Source organism: Labrenzia sp. THAF191a (genome assembly GCF_009363335.1).
In the GTDB taxonomy this organism is placed as follows: domain Bacteria; phylum Pseudomonadota; class Alphaproteobacteria; order Rhizobiales; family Stappiaceae; genus Roseibium; species Roseibium algicola.
On record NZ_CP045333.1, the window covers coordinates 3,922,852 to 3,940,010 of the forward strand.

16 protein-coding genes are annotated in these 17,159 nt (G+C 58.4%); 12 read left to right on the top strand and 4 right to left on the bottom strand.

The window, feature by feature from the left end; translation table 11 throughout:
• On the bottom strand, positions 1–456 hold the full coding sequence (gene hisI / locus FIV05_RS18075) for a phosphoribosyl-AMP cyclohydrolase (protein ID WP_152510518.1): 456 nt from the start codon (positions 454–456) through the stop codon (positions 1–3).
• A 45-nt stretch (positions 457–501) separates the two neighbouring features.
• Positions 502–1,137 carry a GTP cyclohydrolase I FolE gene (gene folE / locus FIV05_RS18080; RefSeq protein ID WP_023001090.1) on the bottom strand — a complete coding sequence of 212 codons (636 nt, stop codon included), beginning with the start codon at positions 1,135–1,137 and terminating at the stop codon, positions 502–504.
• Positions 1,138–1,425: 288 nt separating this feature from the next.
• Here folE and FIV05_RS18085 point away from each other — a divergent pair, with 288 nt between their 5' ends.
• The 3 genes from FIV05_RS18085 (at position 1,426) to FIV05_RS18095 (ending at position 4,115) form a co-directional block, all read left to right on the top strand.
• Positions 1,426–1,878, top strand: a complete 453-nt coding sequence (locus FIV05_RS18085; RefSeq protein WP_152510519.1) for an iron-sulfur cluster assembly scaffold protein — start codon at positions 1,426–1,428, stop codon at positions 1,876–1,878.
• A gap of 59 nt (positions 1,879–1,937) precedes the next feature.
• Positions 1,938–2,246 carry a membrane protein insertion efficiency factor YidD gene (gene yidD / locus FIV05_RS18090; protein ID WP_152510520.1) on the top strand — a complete coding sequence of 103 codons (309 nt, stop codon included), beginning with the start codon at positions 1,938–1,940 and terminating at the stop codon, positions 2,244–2,246.
• A 78-nt stretch (positions 2,247–2,324) separates the two neighbouring features.
• Positions 2,325–4,115, top strand: a complete 1,791-nt coding sequence (locus tag FIV05_RS18095; RefSeq protein WP_152510521.1) for a radical SAM protein — start codon at positions 2,325–2,327, stop codon at positions 4,113–4,115.
• Here FIV05_RS18095 and FIV05_RS18100 read toward each other — a convergent pair.
• Positions 4,110–5,006, bottom strand: coding sequence for a DMT family transporter (locus FIV05_RS18100; RefSeq protein ID WP_075282470.1), 897 nt, complete (start codon positions 5,004–5,006; stop codon positions 4,110–4,112). The genes FIV05_RS18095 and FIV05_RS18100 overlap by 6 nt on opposite strands.
• A 135-nt stretch (positions 5,007–5,141) precedes the next feature.
• On the opposite strand from FIV05_RS18100, the gene FIV05_RS18105 reads away from it, so the two are divergent.
• The 5 genes from FIV05_RS18105 to FIV05_RS18125 all read left to right on the top strand — a co-directional run bounded on the left by FIV05_RS18105 (position 5,142) and on the right by FIV05_RS18125 (position 11,498).
• On the top strand, positions 5,142–5,594 hold the full coding sequence (locus FIV05_RS18105; RefSeq protein ID WP_152506358.1) for an Lrp/AsnC family transcriptional regulator: 453 nt from the start codon (positions 5,142–5,144) through the stop codon (positions 5,592–5,594).
• A gap of 147 nt (positions 5,595–5,741) precedes the next feature.
• A complete protein-coding gene (locus FIV05_RS18110) occupies positions 5,742–6,926 on the top strand; it encodes a peptidase C39 family protein (RefSeq protein ID WP_209009700.1) in 1,185 nt (394 codons plus the stop codon).
• 4 nt (positions 6,927–6,930) lie between these two features.
• Positions 6,931–8,397 (top strand): RimK family protein, encoded by a 1,467-nt coding sequence (locus FIV05_RS18115; RefSeq protein WP_152510522.1) that lies wholly within the window; start codon positions 6,931–6,933, stop codon positions 8,395–8,397.
• A gap of 138 nt (positions 8,398–8,535) precedes the next feature.
• Positions 8,536–10,506, top strand: a complete 1,971-nt coding sequence (thrS, locus tag FIV05_RS18120) for a threonine--tRNA ligase (protein ID WP_023001097.1) — start codon at positions 8,536–8,538, stop codon at positions 10,504–10,506.
• A 143-nt stretch (positions 10,507–10,649) separates the two neighbouring features.
• The gene (locus tag FIV05_RS18125; protein WP_152510523.1) at positions 10,650–11,498 is read left to right on the top strand and encodes a lysophospholipid acyltransferase family protein; all 849 of its coding nucleotides are present in this window, start codon (positions 10,650–10,652) and stop codon (positions 11,496–11,498) included.
• Between the two features lie 48 nt (positions 11,499–11,546).
• On the opposite strand, the gene FIV05_RS18130 is transcribed toward FIV05_RS18125, so the two are convergent.
• Complete coding sequence (locus FIV05_RS18130) at positions 11,547–12,575, bottom strand: hypothetical protein (RefSeq protein ID WP_152510524.1); 1,029 nt, start codon at positions 12,573–12,575, stop codon at positions 11,547–11,549.
• 488 nt (positions 12,576–13,063) lie between these two features.
• Between FIV05_RS18130 and FIV05_RS18135 the strand changes: the two genes are divergently transcribed.
• The 4 genes from FIV05_RS18135 to FIV05_RS18150 all read left to right on the top strand — a co-directional run bounded on the left by FIV05_RS18135 (position 13,064) and on the right by FIV05_RS18150 (position 17,156).
• Positions 13,064–13,585, top strand: coding sequence for a nitroreductase (locus tag FIV05_RS18135; protein ID WP_286202311.1), 522 nt, complete (start codon positions 13,064–13,066; stop codon positions 13,583–13,585).
• Between the two features lie 3 nt (positions 13,586–13,588).
• Entirely contained in the window at positions 13,589–14,191 is a 603-nt protein-coding gene (locus FIV05_RS18140) for a flavin reductase family protein (RefSeq protein WP_152510526.1), read from the top strand.
• Between the two features lie 338 nt (positions 14,192–14,529).
• Positions 14,530–15,837: a transglycosylase SLT domain-containing protein gene (locus FIV05_RS18145; protein WP_152510527.1), complete on the top strand. Its 1,308-nt coding sequence runs from the start codon at positions 14,530–14,532 to the stop codon at positions 15,835–15,837.
• Positions 15,838–16,001: 164 nt separating this feature from the next.
• Positions 16,002–17,156 (top strand): DUF2336 domain-containing protein, encoded by a 1,155-nt coding sequence (locus FIV05_RS18150; protein ID WP_152510528.1) that lies wholly within the window; start codon positions 16,002–16,004, stop codon positions 17,154–17,156.
• The last annotated feature ends 3 nt before the right edge of the window (positions 17,157–17,159 follow it).

Below are 17,159 nucleotides of genomic sequence, written 5' to 3' on the forward strand. Positions count from 1 at the left end.
TCAACTCTTGCCATAAACTACGTCGGGATCGTAAACCCGATCGGTTTCCACGCGTTCCAGACGCACCGTTCCGTCGTCGCTCTTCACGGTTTTTCTGTAGAAACAGGAGCGATATCCGACGTGGCAGGTTGCGCCATTGCCGGCAACCGAAACCTTCAGGATCAGGGCGTCCTGGTCGCAATCGGTCAGGATTTCATGCACGGTCTGGATCTGGCCGGAGGTTTCGCCCTTCTTCCAGAAGCTCTGGCGCGAACGGCTCCAGTACCAGGCCTCGCCGGTCTCGATCGTCCGCTTCAGGGCCTCTGCATTCATGTAGCCAACCATGAGCACTTCGCCTGACGCCACATCGGTGACGACAGCCACAATCAGGCCGTCCCGGTCAAACTTCGGCATCATCAGATCGCCGTTTTCAACCGTTGCCTTGTCGCCGCGCTCAGTCAGGTGGGTATTGCACATGGGAGGAAAGCCCTTGTCGTCATTGATAACGCAAGGGCTGAAAAGTCAGAGACCCTTGCCGCGTACCAGTGACATGAATTTCGCCTGTTCGGCGGGATCGTCCTGGAATACGCCGGTAAACTGGGTGGTGATCGTGGAGACACCGGGTTTCTGGACACCGCGCATGGTCATGCACTGGTGTTCGGCTTCCAGCATCACGGCCAGGCCACGCGGGGCCAGAGCGTCGTCAATGACCGATGCGATCTGCGCAGTCAAGTTTTCCTGCGTTTGCAGACGCTTGGCGTAGATGTCGACAACGCGTGCCAGTTTGGAAAGTCCAACGACGCCTTCTGCCGGGTAATAGGCGATATGAGCTTCGCCGATGAAAGGCAGCATGTGGTGTTCGCAATGGGAATGGAACGGGATGCCGCGCACAAGGACGATATCCTTGTAGCCGCCAACATCTTCGAACGTCCTTGCAAGATGCTCTGCCGGATCTTCGAAGTAGCCACTGTAAAGCTGGCTCAGTGCCTTGACCACGCGCTTCGGTGTTTCCACCAGACCTTCGCGGTCCGGGTCGTCGCCGGTCCAGGCCAGAAGCGTGCGCACTGCAGCTTCCGCTTCTTCACGGCTTGGCCGATGCAACTGATCCGGCGACTTTCTTTCGAAGGTTTTTTCTACCGGCTTGAGGACAGCGTCCATGGGGATCCTCGCAATTTAACCCTTGTCACTCGTCATACGGCGCCCGCTGGTGCACAGATCAGAAGGTTCGGGCTTTTCAAGCCGCGGACCCTTATCATACTCCAGGCAAAAAGCGAACGCACAGTTTCTGAGCGGGAGGAGCCGGTTTCTAGCGTGCAAACGTCATGCGAAAGACCAACTGCGACCACTCTGCCCCTTGCGAATTTGCCGTGGCGTCTGATGTATATATATGAAAGCAGTGCGCCATCAATGTGTCGCGCATCACAGGCATTCACGAAGAGGCGAGTTATGCTCGACGACATTTATAACGCGAAGATCCTCGAATTCGCCGGAAATATTCCGCGGATCGGCCGTCTCGAGCATCCGGACGCAAGCGCAAAAGCTCATTCCAAATTGTGTGGCTCCACCGTCATTGTCGATCTTTCCATGAAGAACGGCGTCGTCACGGATTTTGCTCACGACGTCAAAGCCTGCGCGCTTGGCCAGGCGTCTTCGTCAATCATGGCTCGAAATATCATCGGCGCGCGCGCAGATGAGTTGCGCGAAGTGCAACGGACCATGCGTGCCATGTTGAAGGAAGGCGGCGAGGCACCCACAGGCCGCTTCGAAGACCTGAAGTTTCTGGAACCGGTCCGCGAATACAAGGCGCGCCATGCCTCCACGCTTCTGACATTTGATGCCGTTGTCGACGCGCTCGACCAGATCGAGGCGAAAGCCAAGGAAGACAGCGCGGTCGCGTGACCGCGGTTCGGCGCCCCATGTGTTCTCTCCATAACGAACCGCGAAAGCCGGATGGCCGATTGTCACCAGTCGGATATGCAGCGATTGGGCTTATCTGGCTTTACCGCCATTCCGTGTCGCTCTTCATGGGGCGCACCTGCCGCTACGCGCCAACTTGCTCCGATTACACCGAGCAATCCATTCGCCGCTTCGGCTTTTGGGCCGGGGGGTGGGTTGGCCTGTCCCGGGTTCTTCGGTGTAATCCCTGGGGTGCGTCCGGTTTTGACCCGGTTCCCGACACCTTGCCGCCCAATGCGCACTGGTTTTTGCCCTGGCGTTACGGTCATTGGACCGGCAAGCACATCCCGCCGGAACATCGTCTGGACTAATCGCTCATCCGATCCGTTGTTGACCTAACGTCAGGTTGGTGCAACGCTTGCCTCTCATGCCAGAAGGCGGAGGGAAGAATGAGCGGACGCGACTTCCATTTCGTGATGATCAAGCCGACCCATTACGACGACGACGGTTATCCGATCCAGTGGCTTCGCTCCGCAATTCCTTCCAACACGCTCGCCAGCCTGAACGGGCTCGCAGAAGCAGCTCGTAACCGTCAGGTTCTTGGGAAGGATGTCCGCATCCATCTTCATACCTTTGATGAAACCAACAAGCGGGTTCGTCCGGAAAAGATTGCCCGGCAGATCCGGCAGGCAGGTGGATCTACGCTTATTGCGCTGGTCGGGGTTCAGTCCAACCAGTTTCCCCGGGCGACCGACCTTGCCCGCAGGTTTCTAGGTCTTGGTCTGCCGGTTGCCATCGGCGGATTTCATGTCTCCGGCTGCATATCCATGCTGGATGAAATGCCGGAAGAGATGGTTCGGTTGCAAAAGGAAGGTGTCGTCTATTTTGCCGGCGAGGCCGAGGACGGGCGGTTGGACGATGTCTTCCGAGATGCCTTTTCTGACGATCTGAAGCCGCTTTACAATTTCATGGCGGACTTGCCGTCGCTGGAGGGGGAGCCGACCCCGATCCTGCCCACCCAGCACATTCGCTTCACGGCCGGATCGCATTCCAGCTTCGATCTTGGCCGCGGTTGCCCTTTCCAGTGTTCCTTCTGCACCATCATCAACGTGCAAGGTCGCAAGAGCCGGTTTCGTTCCGCCGACGATCTGGAGCAGATCATTCGCGACAACGTTGCACAGGGGATCGACCGTTTTTTCATCACCGACGACAATTTCGCCCGCAACCGGGAATGGGAGCCGCTGTTCGACCGCTTGATCCAGCTTAGGGAGCAGGAGAGTTTCGACATCAAGTTCATCATCCAGGTGGACACGCTCTGTCACCGGATTGACGGTTTCATCGAGAAAGCGACGAGGGCAGGGGTCAACCGGGTCTTCATCGGGCTGGAAAACATCAATCCGGACAATCTCATGGCCGCAAAGAAGCGGCAGAACAAGATCACCGAATACCGGGAGATGCTGCAGAAATGGCGAGCCCACGGGGCAACCACCTATGCCGGTTACATCATCGGTTTTCCGGGCGATACCAAGAAGTCGGTCCTGCATGATGTCGAGATCATCAAAAAGGAGCTTCCGCTCGATCTGCTCGAGTTCTTTTATCTGACGCCGCTTCCGGGATCCGAAGATCACAAGGTGCTGTTAAGCAAAGGCATCTGGATGGATCCAGACCTCAACAAGTACGATCTCAATCACCGGGTGAGCCATCACCCGAAAATGAGCGATGAGGATTGGGAGGAGGCCTACCGGCAGGCCTGGGCAAGCTACTATTCGGATGGCCACATCGAAACGGTGTTGCGCAGAGCCGCGGCGCATCGCAAGGGGCGTCCGGGCAACAAATTGTTCCTGATGATGTGGTTCAAGCTGATGGTCGAATGCGAAGGCGTTCATCCGCTTGAGGGCGGTTATTTCCGCCTGAAATTCCGCACAGACCGACGCGGCGGGCTGCCGCTTGAAAATCCGCTGGTGTTCTATCCGCGGTATCTTGCCGAAATCGTCGCCAAACATTGGGTCTATCTATCTGCCGTCTGGCGGGTTTACCGGATCTACCGGAGGGTCAAGGCATCGCCCGACAGGCGGACGTATTCCGATCTTGCCATTGCCCCGATGAACCGGAGCGAAGAAGAGGATCTGGCGATGATCCGGGAAACACGCGGCGGCGCGGAAGCGGTTGCCAAACAGCTTCGCGACGCCGCGCTTTCGAAGGCCGGAAAAGACAGGGCGAAGGCTGCTTCGGCCCTATGATGGAGAGGCCGTGGCCTTGCGCCGAAGCAGCCGCCAGCCGAAGGTCATACCCATCGCGGCAATGATGATCGCAGCCGCTCCGACAAGCTGCAGCGGTTTCAGCTGATGGCCGAAGGCAACATAGTCGACAAGGATCGCCACCACCGGATAAATGAAGGAAAAGGCACCTTGCAGATAGGTCGGCAGCTTCTGCACTGCGCCATACATGAGGATGTACATCAACCCCGTGTGAACGGCGCCAAGCGTGACAAGCGAGCCCCAGGCCATTGTACCTTCCGGCAGAGCGTTCCAACTGACAAAGGGGGCAAGCATCAGGATGCCGACACAGACCTGTACCAGCGCGATCAGCTGTGGAGGCGTTCCCGTCAGCTTCTTGGTCAGCAGGGCCGCGACAGCCCAGAAAAAGGCAGCGCCGAGCGAGAGTGCTATACCGAGTGCATAATTTGAACCGGCATATTCGACAGCGCCGGGTTTTGCCTGGACGATCAGCAGGACACCGGCAAAGGCAATGACCAGCCAGCCGAGCTTGTTGACGGTGATCCGTTCTCCCAGAAACAGAATGCCGAAGCCGACCAGGATGAACGGCTGGGTATTGTAGACAGCGGTTGCCACGCCGATGGATGCCTCGGAATAGGCAGTGAAGAGCATTGCCCAGTTCACGACGATGGCAACGCCCCCTATGGCGGCAACGGCCAGTTTCTTCCAGGTCAGGTGCCGGCGGAGTAGACCCTGGGCAGAACAGATGACAAGCAGCGCCAACGCACCGAAGGCGCAGCGCCAGAACACAACGTCGATGGCGCCTTGGCCGGAGAGGACCACGAAAAGTCCTATCGTTCCCAGAATGGTCATGGCGGCGGTCATTTCGGTGGCGCCGCGCAATGTCTTGTCCATTTTTGCCTCCAAGCGTTTCAGGATGGCCTTCATTCTGCCAAGGAGATGGACGCGAGTACTTTTGATAAATCAGCTGAAGCTGGTATTGTTTTGTGAAATGTAAGCTTATCTGCCGATTGGTATTTCGAAATGAAAATGGATGAGACGGATATCAAGATCGTTGAAGCCTTGATTGACGACGCGCGCATGTCGTTGAAAGACCTGGCCACTCACGTGGGATTGTCGTCGCCCGGTGTTTCGGAGCGGATCCGCCGTCTGCAGGAGCGCGGCGTCATTCGCGGCTTTACCGTGGATATTGATCCGAAGGTGCTTGGATACAGTCTGCAGGCGATCGTGCGCATTCGACCGCTGCCTGGAAAGCTGCATATTGTGCAGCAACTCATTCAGGAAATTCCCGAGTTTTGCGAGTGCGACAAGGTCACGGGAGAAGACTGTTTCGTCGCCCGTCTTGCCATTCCTTCCATCGATCAGCTCGACGGAATTCTGGACCGGATTTCGGACAAGGCGGAAACCAGCACCTCGATTGTCAAATCCCAGCCGATCCGCCGCCGTCCGCCGCCTTTGGCTGTGGCTGAGAAGGCCTCTTGAGTCCTGCGTTTCCGGGCCGTTAAGGCCTGAATGCAAAATGTGTTGCCGCAACGAAAATTCTCAAAGACAGCACCTGCAAATCGGTGTATTCCGCAAAGGCCGCCGACCGGTCCGTGCAGTCTCGAATCTGCCTCAGGACCGTCGCCAATGTTGGATGGAGACCGGGTGCGGCGCACCGGCCTTTGGGTCTTTCAAGGCACCATGGACAAGGCTTCGCCCCAGGCCGAAACCGGGGATATTCTCATCCGCACTGCCGAGCCCGGCGATCTCGCCGAGCTGTTTCGCATTGAAAACGCCGCCTTCGTCGGCGATCGCATTTCCCGGCGAAGCTTCCGGCGATTTCTGGAGAGCCCTCGCGCTCGCGTTTTGGTCGCAATCGGCGCAGACGGGTTGGTTGGGTACGCGCTGCTGCTCTTGCGCCAGGCAACCGCGCTGGCGCGGCTCTATTCGCTTGCTGTGGATCCGGCCTGCCGGGGGCAGGGGCTTGGCGCAAAGCTGCTGGAAGCGTCCGAAGTTGCCGCCTTCGACAGCGATCGCATTGTGCTGCGGCTTGAAGTGCGTGCGGACAACGAGGCGGCCATCGCACTCTATCAGCGTAGCGGCTACCGGATGCTGGGCAGGGTAGAGGCCTATTACGAGGATGGCTGCGCAGCGTTGCGCATGGAAAAGCTGCTCCATGGTCCGGTGCTGGGCACCGGCAACGCGCCTTATTACTCGCAGACAACCGAATTCACCTGCGGCCCGGCCTGTGCACTGATGGCGGCCCGGCATTTCGACCGGTCGGTTCCGGCTGAGCCCTTGACGGAACTCACCCTCTGGCGGGAGGCAACGACGATCTATCTGGCCTCCGGTCATGGCGGCTGCGGTCCCTTCGGCCTGGCCAATGCGCTTGCACGGCGCGGGCTTTCGGTCGAGGTCAGGCTGTTTCCCGACGAACTCCTGTTTCTCAATTCGGTTCGGAACCCGGAAAAGCGCAAGGTTCTGACCCTGGTACAGGAAGGCTACCGCTCGGAAGCCGCGCAGCTTGGTGTTGCCCGTTCGGAAAACCCCTTGGAAGCAACAGCACTGGCGACCGAGATTTCAGCCGGCACTCTCGCGATCGTGCTCATTTCCGGCTACCGCATGTTCGGTCAGAAAGTGCCACATTGGGTGCTTGTGCATGACGCGGACGATCGCCACCTCATCATTCATGACCCGTGGCTTGAGCGCGAGCGCCATGAAAGTCCGGCAGATGCTGCCAATCTTCCCATTCCCTTTGCCGAATTCGACCGCATGGCCCGCTGGGGCCGCAGCGCGGTACGTGCCCAAATCCTGATACGAAAGGACGCCTGATCCAATGTCTTCCTGGGTCATTCTGGTCGACAACCTCAAAGACCTCTCCAACACGGAAACGCCGCACAAGGTCATGACCGTGCGGGAGTATCTGACGCACCCGAAACTGTTTACCGGTGCCAAGCCGACCATTCTCAATCTTTCGCGCTCCTACGCTTATCAGGGGGCAGGCTATTACGCGTCGCTTCTGGCTGAAGCGCGCCAGCACCGCGTGGTGCCGGTTGTCGAGACGATGATCGAACTGTCCCGCAAGCAACTCTATCAGCATGCCTTGCCGGAGCTTGAAGACCGGCTGAACCGCTGCCTCCGCAAGATGGCACCGGAGGCTGCTGGTGCGGTCTCTCGGCTGCTGATCTATCTCGGCCAGGTTGGTGACCCCGCGCTTGAGCCATTCGCGCGGCTGCTATTCGACTGGTTCCGCGCGCCAGTGCTGGAGGTGCTGCTGGAAGAGGGCGAATGGCGCAGCATCAAGCGGATCCGGGTGCTGGCGGTAAATGACCTTGTGGCGGAAGAGCGCGCGCAATTTCTGGCAGCGGTGGAAAGCTATACGACACGCCCCTGGCGGGCGCCGAAACAGCGCGCACTGATGAAGTATGCCATGGCTGTTCTGTCCGATCCCAAGGAAGAGTTGCCGCCATCCTCCATCGCCTCTCTGAAGCACATGGCCAAGGTGGCGGCGCGCCACGGGGTTGAAGTCGTGCCGATCGGCAAGGGTGATCTCGACAAGCTGGCGCAATACGATGCGCTGTTCATTCGCGAGACCACCAACATCGACAATCACACCTACCGTTTCGCCCGGCGCGCCGTGCAGGAAGGCATGCCGGTGATTGACGATCCGGTGTCGATGATCCGCTGTACCAACAAGGTCTATCTGACCGAGCTTCTGGCAAGTCATGGCATCGCGACGCCCAAGACCATCGTCCTGTCTTCCCTGAAGGAGGCGGGTGATCTGGAAGCCAAGCTCGGCTCGCCGATCGTTCTGAAGATCCCCGACGGTTCCTTTAGCCGCGGCGTGTTCCGGGTGACGGGCGCTGAACCCATCAAGGAAAAGCTGAAAGAGCTTTTCCAGGAAAGCGCCATCCTGCTTGCGCAGGAATACTGCCCGACGGACTTCGACTGGCGCATCGGTGTGCTGGACGGAGAGCCGCTGTTTGCCTGCCAGTATCTGATGGCCAAGAAACACTGGCAGATCGTGCGGCACGAGACCGGCAAGAAGGCCGTCGAAGGCGGGTTCAAGACGGTTTCCATGGCCGAAACACCGCCCGCAGTGATCGATATCGCGGTTCGGGCGGCGCGGCTTATCGGTGATGGTCTTTACGGCGTCGATCTGAAAGTGATTGGCGAGCGGGTGGTGGTCATCGAGATCAACGACAATCCCAATCTTGATCACGGGGTTGAGGATCTTGCCGAAAAGGACGCTGTCTGGGATCAGCTTATCCGCTGGTTCGTACGCCGCCTGGAGGCGCGCTAGGGCAACACCACCGGCCAAATCAAGGGAAATGCTTCGGAAAAGGTTGCCGGATTAGTTTGAATCCCGTATGCCCGGCCCGTTCCATTTCCTTTGAACAGCTTACCTGCCTTGTCTGCAGGAGTGAGCAGGAGAAAACCGATGATTGAACTTACTTTCCCCGACAATTCCGTGCGCGAATACGCGGCAGGCACCACCGGTCTCGCCGTCGCCGAAGGCATTTCCAAGTCGCTGGCCAAAAAGGCCGTGGCAATGGCTCTCGACGGGGAACTGAAAGATCTCACCGACCCGATCAGCGGCAATCACCAGATCGAGATCGTCACCCGCGACGACCCGCGCGCCCTTGAACTGATCCGTCACGATGCGGCCCATGTCATGGCCGAAGCCGTGCAGGAGCTGTGGCCCGGTACCCAGGTGACCATCGGTCCGGTGATCGAAAACGGCTTTTACTACGACTTCAAGCGCGTTCACCCGGACACGGGCGCCGACTGGCCGTTCACGCCGGAAGAGCTGCCGGTCATCGAAAAGAAGATGCGCGAGATCATCGGCCGCGGTGCACAGTTCACCAAGGAAGTGTGGAGCCGCGACGAAGCGAAGCGCTATTTCGCAGCCAAGGGCGAGGACTACAAGGTCGAGCTCGTTGATGCGATTCCGGAAGATCAGGAACTCAAGATCTACAAGCAGGGCCAGTGGCTGGACCTGTGCCGCGGTCCGCATATGGTCTCCACCCGGCAGATCGGCGATGCCTTCAAGCTGATGAAGGTGGCCGGCGCCTACTGGCGCGGCGACAGCAACAACGAAATGCTGACCCGCATCTACGCAACGGCGTGGCACAGCGAGAAGGAGCTCAAGGCCTACCTTCACATGCTGGAAGAGGCCGAAAAGCGCGACCACCGCAAGCTGGGCCGGGAAATGGACCTGTTCCATTTCCAGGAAGAAGGCCCGGGTGTTGTCTTCTGGCACCCGAAAGGCTGGGACATGTTCCAGAGCCTGATCGCCTACAAGCGCCGGGTTCTGAAGGACACCTACAAGGAAGTGAACGCACCGCAGGTGCTGCACACGTCGCTTTGGGAAACCTCCGGTCACTGGACCTGGTACAAGGAGAACATGTTCTCCGTGCAGTGTGCCGATCCGGAAGCCGAGGACGAGCGTGTCTTCGCGCTGAAGCCGATGAACTGCCCCGGTCACGTGCAGATCTTCAAGCACGGGCTGAAGAGCTACCGCGATCTGCCGATGCGCCTTGCCGAGTTCGGTGCGGTGCACCGCTACGAACCGTCTGGTGCACTTCACGGTCTGATGCGCGTGCGCGGCTTCACCCAGGACGATGCCCATGTGTTCTGTACCGAAGAGCAGATGGCGGATGAGTGTCTCAAGATCAACGACCTGATCCTGTCGGTGTATGAAGACTTCGGCTTCGACGAGATCGTGGTGAAACTGTCCACCCGTCCGGAAAAGCGCGTCGGCACCGACGAGGCATGGGATCATGCCGAAGCGATCATGTCCGATGTGCTGAAGCAGATCGAAGCCCAGTCGGGCGGCCGGGTGAAGACCGACATCCTGCCGGGTGAGGGTGCTTTCTACGGTCCGAAGTTCGAGTATACCCTGCGTGATGCCATCGGCCGTGAATGGCAGTGCGGCACGACGCAGGTCGACTTCAACCTGCCGGAACGCTTTGGTGCCTTCTACGTCGACAAGGACGGCGAGAAGAAGACACCGGTGATGATCCACCGCGCGATCTGCGGGTCCATGGAACGGTTCCTGGGTATCCTGATCGAGAACTTCGCCGGTCACTTCCCGCTTTGGTTTGCACCGCTGCAGATCGTGGTGGCAACGATCACTTCGGAAGCCGATGATTACGGCCAGGAAGTAGCGGATCTGCTCAAGGCGAAAGGCCTCAAGGTCGAGACCGATTTCCGCAATGAGAAGATCAACTACAAGGTCCGCGAACACTCGCTGGCCAAGGTGCCGGTGATCATCGTGTGCGGCATGCGTGAAGCCGAAGAGCGGACCGTGAACGTTCGCCGTCTCGGTTCCAAGGACCAGACCCCGATGGGCCTCGACGAGGCGATTGCAGCGTTCGTTGAAGAAGCGACGCCGCCAGACCTGAAGTAAGGTTTTCCCTGGCATTAAGGGAAAATCTGACAGCTTGCACATTGCCCTGGCATCAGGGCAATGTTCTGTCACAATCATGAAACAGGGTGTCTGGTATTGGGTTCCGGATTTGCTACCGTTTCATCAGGGTCAAGACGACTGCCGTGAACTACGCTGAATTCAGTTATGCCAATCCTGAGCATCCACCGCTGAAGCGTTGGACCATCCGCACCATTGAAGGTCTCTCCGGCCGGCGAAAGCTGGTCAACATCTACGAGGTGTGGAAGGAAACGATGGTCGGCACGTCCGACTATATCTGGAACGACCTCCTCGGCCTGATCAACCTCAACGTTTCGGTTGCAGATGGCGAATGGCCGCCGAAGGATCTGCCGGAAGGTCCACTGGTGCTTGTCGCCAATCATCCTTACGGCATTGGCGATGGTCTTGCGATCCTGGCACTCGCGGAAAAGCTTGGCCGCCCGTTCAAGATCCTGATCAACAACGAGTTGCTGAAGGTACCGGAAGTCCGGCCGTTTTCGCTGCCGGTCGATTTCGAGGAAACCAAGGAAGCGCTCAAGACCAATATGGCCACTCGCAAGGAGGCGCTGCGCCTGCTGCAGGAAGGCACGACCATCATTGTTTTTCCAGGTGGTGGCGTGGCGACGGCTGCCAAGCCATTCGGCCGTGCGGAAGAACTGCCCTGGAAGACCTTCACGGCAAAAATGATCCGATCCTCAAGGGCGACTGTTCTCCCGCTTTATTTCGACGGGCAGAATTCCTGGCTGTTCCACCTGGTCAGCAAATACTCGCTGACCCTTCGTCTCGCGCTGCTTGTGCGTGAGTTCCGCCGTATCCTCGGTTCAGTGATGACCGCACGCGCGGGCAGGGCAATCCCGTTCGAAACGCTTTCGGGATTTGGCGATCAGAAGGAGATCATGGATTTCCTGCAGACCAAGGTTATGGAGATGGCGCCACCCACACGGACCCGGCGTTTGCTCGGCCGGCGGCGTTAGACGTCGCTACCCAGTCAGATCGTAAAGTCGCCGGGAACACGGCGCAGGTCAGTTGTTGATGCTGGACTGCTGCTGGCTGGCCAGTTCGCTGATGGAAGTGACCACTTCAACTTCCCGATCTTCACCCGGTTCCACCTGGAATGTGTGCAGGTAGGTGCGGCCATTGTTGCGGGCGAGGGCTTCATATTCGCCTTCTGCCAGCACGAAATCAGGGAAGGCGCCAGTCGCCTCTACCACGACGTCACCTCCCGGGCTCAGGACGGACCAGGTCGTGTTGGCAATTGCTTCGCCGCCACGTTCGTTGACCAGTTTGAGCGTAATGCCGGCTGCCTTGTGGAAGATCGTCGCTTCGGTGAGCTTGCCCGGCAGCACCTGGATATCGGCCCGGACGACCGCGTTCACATCGCCGTATTTGCTGACCACATGATAGGTGTTGGCGCTGAGACGGAGAATGGAGCCCGGCTTGACGTTGCTGGCAATCAGGTTGCGTTCGCCGCGCTGATTGAACTCCATGCCATAAAGATCGAAGGCCACGGCGCGCCCGTCGAGGTCTTCACCATCCTTGAGAGCTGCGCCGAATTTGATGCCGCCCGCATTGAGCGTCACCATCTTCGACTGGACTTCCTTGCCGATGACGATGCGGTTGGTTGCCTGGGAGAAGCCGTAGGCGGTGTGAATCAGGTAGGTGCCCGGGTCGAGCCGGAATTCGGCATCACCACCTTGAGACGTTGCAACAAGTTGCAGGCGCCCGTCGGCATTGGTCGTTTCCGAATAGATCCGCCAGATGAGCCCTTCGTTCAGGGGAGGGCTGTCGGGCGTCAGCTTTGCCATCAGGTAGAGAGCGCCCTGCCGCAAGCCGCCCTTGATACCCGGGGATGATGCCCTGGCTGGAGCATAGGGGACAAGCGTATCGGAGAAGAGGGGTTCCGGCTCGCGGTCGAGCAGGTTGATGATGGGATCTTCAGGGACAGCAGACGGTGCGTTCGGGTCCGGTTTTTCCGCAGGGGTCGGCGGTACGTCAGATGTCTGCGCCAAGGTCGCAGGAGCAAGGCCCATCGAAAGGACGGCGCTCAGCATTATCGAAAATGCAGTGCATCTGACTGCACGCTTCAAAGCCGATTGGCCGGAGAGGGGGGCTGAATTCACCATGCCTACGTCGTTATCATTTTGACTCGCAGACTTTTACCAGTCTTTTGAGGCATTCGTCACCCGAAACTGACCTTGGAGATCCGGTCCGGTTTGCCTGGTGCAAGTGCACCGGATGCAGGGTAACGACTATGTTTCTGTTTCCAGTGCGTTTTTTCGAATTCTCGGTGCAATCTGACCGATCACGGGCCAAGGACGATTTTCCCGAGATTCACCGCACTGCAGCGTTGTCTCTTAATGCGCCCGGAAATTGGGCAAATTCAAGACGCCGCGATCAAAGTTGACAATTACGGTCAATGAATTAGGTGGATCGTACGATTGCAACAGGCCGACAGGATCTCTTCATGCCGAGTAACAGCGCCGGATCGCCGGCAACTCTGGACTTTCTGCGACAGCGGCGCTCTCACCCCTCCGTTACCATGTCAGCCCCGGGGCCGAGCGAAGATCAGATCAACGACATTCTGACCATTGCAGCGCGCGTGCCCGACCATGGCAAGCTGGCACCCTGGCGTTTCGTTCTCTACAGGCCGGAACAGGGACGCACGATCGGTGCCTGGCTGGCGGACCGGTATGAAGCACTCAACGGTCCGCTCGATGGCGAGCAGCGCCAGAAGGAACTGACCCGCTTCACCCGTGCACCATTGGTGATCGGTGTTCTCAGCCAGGCGGCCGAGCATCCAAAAATTCCGGTCTGGGAACAGGAGCTTTCCGCCGGCGCCGTCTGCATGAACCTGCTGACAGCCGCGGCTGCATCAGGTTTCGCGTCACAGTGGTTGTCCGAATGGTTTGCCTTCGATGAAGATGCTGCCCGTTACCTTGGCGCGCGCGACGGAGAGCGGTTTGCGGGGTTCGTACATATCGGAACTCCGACACAGCCACCTTTCGAGCGTCCGCGCCCCGACCTTGCCGATATTGTATCCACCTGGACAGAGACCGACTGACCCATGTTCTACGAAACGGAAAAAAACGACCACGGCCTGCCGCATAACCCGTTCAAGGCTATTGTCGCACCCCGGCCCATTGGCTGGATCTCCACACTCGACAAGGACGGCAAGGCCAACCTTGCGCCCTACAGTTTCTTCAACGCGGTCTGCGATACACCGCCGATCGTGATGTTCTCTTCCACCGGCTACAAGGACAGCGTCTCCAACATCGACGCGACAGGGGAGTTCGTCTGCAACATGGCGAACCTCGGCCTCAAGGACGAGATGAACCAGACCTCCGCCTCCGTTGCACATGAGATCTCCGAGTTCGATCTGGCCGGATTGGAGATGGCTGCCTCAAGGCTGGTGAAAGCGCCTCGCGTTGCAAAGGCCATCACCGCGCTGGAGTGCAAGCACCTTCAAACCCTGCGATTGAAGACGCTGACAGGAGACGACACTGACAGCTACGTCGTTTTCGGTCAGGTTGTCGGTGTCCACATCGATGAAAGTGTTATTGTCGACGGGAAGGTGGATGTAACGCTCTACAAGCCGCTATCCCGGCTTGGCTACATGGACTACGCCGTGGTGAACGAGGTGTTCCAGATGGGCCGGCCCAAAGTTTAACGATTATCCGAACGATTATGACCGATAAGGGCGCCGGCAAAGTCGGCGCCCTTTTATTGTGACTTGCCGACTCATGGAAAACGGCGTTATTCGAATGTAGTAGTCGATGTTTTTCCTGGTGCGTTTTTCCAAAGGAAATGGCCGGTAGCCTCTTGTATGTCCACATAACCGGCTTTCGACATAAGTAGTTCTGACCAGGCACAAAAGAAAAAAGACTCGCCTGTAGTTGCTTAGATCCCCACCTGTGTGTTGTTAAGGTTTTGTTAACCTTTTGGGCGTGAAAGTTAACGCTGAAAGTTAACGAAGTGATAATTTGGTTCCGTCGAGGAGACAGGGTCATGCGAGTTGCTGACACCGCCTCGATCGCGTCTAGGATCGAGCTTGCGTTTCAGTCTGCGAGTACTTCAACGGGTACGTCATTCGACTACCTGGTGAAGACAGCTGCGCGGGAATCGTCATTCAACCCAACGGCAAAGGCCAGAACATCCAGCGCCACCGGGTTGTTCCAATTCATTGAATCCACCTGGCTGGAGACAATGAAGGAAGCTGGTCCAAAACACGGTCTTGAAAAATACTCCGATCAGATTCAACGCTCCAAGAGCGGAAAGTTCTATGTAAGCGACCCGCAAATGCGACGGGAGATTCTCGACCTTCGGAAGGATCCGGAAATCTCGTCCATGATGGCAGGGGCGCTCACACAGAAGAATTCCCAGTACCTGGAACGCAGAATCGGGCGCGAACCGAGCGACGGCGAGCTCTATATGGCTCATTTTCTTGGTGCCAATGGCGCAAGCAGGTTGATTGATGCCGCCGGTGCCAGCCCGGACATGCGAGCCGACAAGGTTTTTTCCGCTCAGGCACGCGCCAACAAACCGATCTTCTATCATTCGAACGGCAAGGCTCGCTCGATGCAGGAGGTTTACGAGGTTATCGTTTCCAAGCACGATGCCGTCACGATGATTGCGCAGGCCAGCACCAACAAGGACCTGCGGACGTCGGGAGAACTCACGCAGGTCGCGACGCTGCCGAATGCAAAGCCTGCGGACGGGGCTGCGACAATCAACCAGAAATCCTTCGATCATCTGGCAGGAGACCCGGCAGCCGCCTTCGCAATGCGGACGAAACCCGCCGGCCCGGGCCAGATCGCGAGAGCTGACAACACAGGCCCTCAATTGCCTCAGGGCGAACTGTTTCAATTGGCAAAGACGGATGTGCCGCTGCCTGAGCGCACGTCAGGGCAGGGGGCAACCACAACGGCAAGCGCAGCTTTCCTGGAAGAAAGCGTCGGGTCTGTGACCCCGGACCGTCCGATGCCGCAAAATACCCGCGAAGCAGCCGTTGACGGTGAGGATTTCGATGCAAGCAACAGGGTTCTGTCGGCCTTCCAGGCGACGGAAACAGCCAATCCTTTCGAGGCTCTGTTCCGCAATGACGCGGCTTCGAACCAGGCAGGCGTCAACCCGCGCTTTGCTTCGGCTTTCGCCGCTGTGGAAGAAGCTGCTCTTGTCAGCGCTCTGTCCGGAGCCTCCAATCAGGTGCAGGCACAGGAACTGGCGCTGGTTAATCAGGGCGGGCCGCTGGACCTGACGCGTTTCCTGCGCCTGAAGGCAGAAGAGGAACAAAAGGACCTGCTGCCACCGGCTTGAGCATGGGCAGTTGAAAGACCCGGCTGAAAGCCTGAAGCCTCATGTCCGCCACCATCGGGAAAGGCGGGCATTCGCCAGAGGACCTGGCAAAATTATGGTGAACCGATCGTTAAGCCTTTGATGTCAGACTCACACTCGACTCTTGGGAAGATTGTTTTACCGCCATGAACGCACATGACTTTCACCCTCTGAACGAAGTTGACGAGCGCACCTTGGATATACGGGCCGCGGAAGAATTCGCGGAACGTTATTTGGCAGCCGAACCAGGCAGCCAGGAACAGACCAGCATGGCTGCAGCCTTGACGATTCTTCTCGACGATCCCAGCCGCGCCGTCCGCAAGGCGATAGCGAGCCTGCTCGCGCCAAGCGCCTACGCTCCCGGTCACGTCGTCCGCTGCCTCGCAAGTGATGTCGACGAAGTGGCTTTGCCGGTTCTCAAGCACTCTCCCATATTGACGGATGTCGAACTGGTCGATCTTCTTGCCGAAGGCAGCGATGCCGTTCAATGCGCCATCGCTTCGCGCGAGGGACTGCCGGCTTCTGTCTGCGCCGCCATCTGTGAGGTCGGATGCGAGCAGGCCTGCAGACAGCTTTTGGTAAACAGAAGCGCCCGCATCCTGCAATCCTCCCTTCTGCGTATCGCGCAAAGATTCGAAGACCGGCCGGACCTCTGCGACCAGCTTCTGAAAACCCGGGACCTGCCGCTGATCACGCGCTATCAGTTGCTGATGCGGCTCGCGCAGAATCTGGATGATCATCCGATCGTGCTGGAGCGCGTTCCGGAAAACCAGCGTCATACTTTCCTGAGCGACGCGGAAGACAAGGTCGTGCTGCGGCTGGCTCTCGAAGCCGGTGCAGACGATCTGCCGGAATTCGTCGAGCATCTTCGTATCAATGGCAAGCTGACCACCCGGTTGCTGCTGCGCGCGGTCTGCTGTGGGCGCTTGCGGTTTTTCGCTGCCGCTCTTGCCAACCTTGGCCAGGTGCCGCTGCCGAGGCTGTGCAAGCTTCTGGTGACGGTTCGCCGGTCGGCGCTGCAGGCGATGCTCCGCAAGGCCGGTTTGCCTCTGCGGGCTCACCAGGCCTTTCTGCTGGCCATCGACATTGCCCGGCAGGCAGACGCCGACTTCACCTATGATCTGGCGTTGGACGAAGCCCGCATGCTAACGGAAACACTGCTTTCCGAAATGCAGGACGGCGCCTTGGGGGCGGACGAAGACGTGACCGCGTTCCTGCGCCGTTTCGCCATCGACGTTGCACGTCTCGAGGCCCGGCTATTGGTGAAGAACAGCGGCCTTCAGGTGACAGCCGCTGCTTGAGCT

Bases quoted from the DNA above. Each gene is read 5' to 3' on its own strand.
- hisI (WP_152510518.1), bottom strand. From the start codon at position 456: ATGTGCAATACCCACCTGACTGAGCGCGGCGACAAGGCAACGGTTGAA.
- folE (WP_023001090.1), bottom strand. From the start codon at position 1,137: ATGGACGCTGTCCTCAAGCCGGTAGAAAAAACCTTCGAAAGAAAGTCG.
- FIV05_RS18085 (WP_152510519.1), top strand. From the start codon at position 1,426: ATGCTCGACGACATTTATAACGCGAAGATCCTCGAATTCGCCGGAAAT.
- FIV05_RS18095 (WP_152510521.1), top strand. From the start codon at position 2,325: ATGAGCGGACGCGACTTCCATTTCGTGATGATCAAGCCGACCCATTAC.
- FIV05_RS18100 (WP_075282470.1), bottom strand. From the start codon at position 5,006: ATGGACAAGACATTGCGCGGCGCCACCGAAATGACCGCCGCCATGACC.
- FIV05_RS18105 (WP_152506358.1), top strand. From the start codon at position 5,142: ATGGATGAGACGGATATCAAGATCGTTGAAGCCTTGATTGACGACGCG.
- FIV05_RS18110 (WP_209009700.1), top strand. From the start codon at position 5,742: ATGTTGGATGGAGACCGGGTGCGGCGCACCGGCCTTTGGGTCTTTCAA.
- FIV05_RS18115 (WP_152510522.1), top strand. From the start codon at position 6,931: ATGTCTTCCTGGGTCATTCTGGTCGACAACCTCAAAGACCTCTCCAAC.
- thrS (WP_023001097.1), top strand. From the start codon at position 8,536: ATGATTGAACTTACTTTCCCCGACAATTCCGTGCGCGAATACGCGGCA.
- FIV05_RS18130 (WP_152510524.1), bottom strand. From the start codon at position 12,575: ATGCTGAGCGCCGTCCTTTCGATGGGCCTTGCTCCTGCGACCTTGGCG.
- FIV05_RS18135 (WP_286202311.1), top strand. From the start codon at position 13,064: ATGTCAGCCCCGGGGCCGAGCGAAGATCAGATCAACGACATTCTGACC.
- FIV05_RS18140 (WP_152510526.1), top strand. From the start codon at position 13,589: ATGTTCTACGAAACGGAAAAAAACGACCACGGCCTGCCGCATAACCCG.
- FIV05_RS18145 (WP_152510527.1), top strand. From the start codon at position 14,530: ATGCGAGTTGCTGACACCGCCTCGATCGCGTCTAGGATCGAGCTTGCG.
- FIV05_RS18150 (WP_152510528.1), top strand. From the start codon at position 16,002: ATGAACGCACATGACTTTCACCCTCTGAACGAAGTTGACGAGCGCACC.